Annotated in this window: 3 protein-coding genes; all 3 read left to right on the top strand. The window is 67.1% G+C overall.

The window, feature by feature from the left end:
* On the top strand, positions 1 to 742 hold a 742-nt coding region (locus V7050_RS20425), incomplete at its 5' end, for a DeoR/GlpR family DNA-binding transcription regulator (RefSeq protein ID WP_324411200.1).
* Between the two features lie 45 nt (positions 743 to 787).
* Positions 788 to 1,780 carry a rhamnose ABC transporter substrate-binding protein gene (rhaS, locus tag V7050_RS20420; RefSeq protein WP_324366253.1) on the top strand — a complete coding sequence of 331 codons (993 nt, stop codon included), beginning with the start codon at positions 788 to 790 and terminating at the stop codon, positions 1,778 to 1,780.
* Between the two features lie 92 nt (positions 1,781 to 1,872).
* Positions 1,873 to 2,383 (top strand): ATP-binding cassette domain-containing protein (locus tag V7050_RS20415; protein WP_324411198.1); only part of this gene is annotated, 511 nt, incomplete at its 3' end.

Here is a 2,383-nt window from a genome sequence, read left to right as displayed (position 1 = left end):
GGAGATGCTCGAACTCACCGGGGCCTCGGAGGCGACGATCCGGCGCGATGTCGCGGCCCTGCATCTGCAGAAGAAGCTCCGCCGCGTGCGGGGCGGCGCCGAATCCATCAGCCCGCCGCAGTTCAGCGGCCTCGCCGGCCGGCCGTTCAGCGTCAACGAGACGCGGGCGCTCAGCCAGAAGCGCGCCATCGCCCGGGCGGCCGTCGCGCTCTGCCAGGACGGCGATTCGATCATCATCAACGGCGGCACGACCACGTTCCAGATGGTGCATCCGCTGGTGAACCGGCGCATGCAGGTGTTCACCAATTCCTTTCCGATCGCCGAGCATCTGCTGAAGCATTCCAAGAACACCGTGCTCCTGTCGGGCGGCGTGGTCTATCGCGAGCAGAACATCGTCCTGTCGCCCTTCGAGAACGACGTGACGCGCAATTTCTATGCCCGGCGGATGTTCATGGGCGCCCAGGGGCTCGGGCCGATCGGCCTGATGGAGGCCGATCCGCTGCTGATCCAAACCGAATCGAAGCTGATCGGTCAGGCGGACGAACTGGTGGTCATGGTCGATTCCTCGAAGTTCGAGGCGCGATCGAGCCTGGTGCTCTGCCCTTTGGAACGGATCACCACCGTCATCACCGACGAGGGCGTGACCGACAGGACCCTGCGCATGCTGGAATCGGCGGGCGTGACGGTCGTCGTGGCCGGCGAGAGCGGATCGCGACGACAGGACGATACCTCCGTCGGTTGAGCGGCCGGGGGACAAGGCAAGGATCTGGCTCAAGGGAGGAAATTCATGAGCATGCTGAAGAGACTGCTGGTCACGGCCTCGATCGGGGCCGCGCTGATCGCGAGCCCCGCTGCGGCGCAGGACAAGCGCATCGCGCTGGTCGTCAAGGCCCTCGGCATCGGCTTCTTCGAGGCCGCGGCGAAGGGCGCGGAAGAGGCGGCCGCCGAACTCGGCGATGTCGAGATCATCTACACCGGCCCGACCGACACCACGGCCGAAGGCCAGATCGAGGTCATCAATGCGCTGATCGCCCAGAAGGTCGATGCCATCGCCATCTCGGCCAATGACCAGGACGCGCTGGTGCCGGCACTGAAGAAGGCGATGGACCGGGGCATCACCGTGATCTCCTGGGATTCGGGCGTGGCGCCGGAGGGCCGGGAGATGCATCTCAACCCGTCCTCGAACCCGCTGATCGGCAACATGATCATCAAGCTCGCCGCCGACAACCTGCCCGATGGCGGCGATGTCGCCGTGCTCTCGGCATCGGCGACCGCCACGAACCAGAACACCTGGATCGAGGAGATGAACAAGGTCCTGCCGGACTATCCGGGCATCAACGTGGTCGCGACGGTCTACGGCGACGATCTCGCCGACAAGTCCTACCGCGAGGCCCAGGGGCTCATGGCGTCCTACCCCGATCTCAAGGCGATCATCGCCCCGACCTCGGTCGGCATCGTCGCCGCCGCCCAGGCGGTCGAGGACGCCGGCAGGGTCGGCGAGATCAATGTCACCGGCCTCGGCCTGCCGTCGGAAATGGCGGGGGCCGTGGAGAGCGGCGCGTCCAAGTCCTTCGCGATCTGGAACCCGATCGACCTCGGCTATGCCGCGACCATGATCGCCTACAACCTCGCGACCGATCAGGCGACGGCGGAGCCGGGGGCGAGCATCCCCATGGGCCGCATGGGCGAGGTGACGCTGGACGACACCAATGCCGGGGCGATGGCCGATCCCTTCGTCTACGACGCCTCCAACATCGAGGAGTTCAAGTCGATCTTCTAGATCCGGCGCCAATTCCCGGGCTGGCGGCGGGACCGCACCCGTCGCCGCCCCCTGCAACCATCCTGCCAGATCTCGACCGCTTGGGGGCGCGCATGCTTTCCGGTTTCGACGATGCCGTCGCCCTGCCGCAGCCGGATCCCGCGCGCGCGGCGGCCGCGATCCTCGAGCTCGCGGGCGTCAGCAAGACGTTTCCGGGCGTCCGGGCGCTGTCGGAGGTCGATCTCCGCCTCTATCCCGGTCAGGTCACAGCGCTCGTGGGCGAGAACGGGGCGGGCAAGTCCACCATGGTGAAGATCCTCACCGGGATCTATCAGCCCGACGGCGGCAGCATCCGCATGGACGGCAAGGCCGTCAGCTTCCCGACCGCGCATCATGCCTCCAGGGCCGGCATCACCGCCATCCACCAGGAGACCGTGCTCTTCGACGAGCTTTCGGTCGCCGAGAACATCTTCATCGGCCATGCGCCGAAGACGCGCCGCGGGCTGATCGACGTCGGCCGGATGCAGCGCGAAGCGCGGGAGATCCTCGCCGGGATCGGCGCCGAGATCGACGCCGGCGTCCGGCTGCGCGACCTCGGCATCGCCAACAAGCATCTCGTCGCCA

Source organism: Amaricoccus sp. (genome assembly GCF_036846665.1).
In the GTDB taxonomy this organism is placed as follows: Bacteria; Pseudomonadota; Alphaproteobacteria; order Rhodobacterales; family Rhodobacteraceae; genus Amaricoccus.
This window is presented reverse-complemented; position numbering and strand designations above follow the sequence as displayed.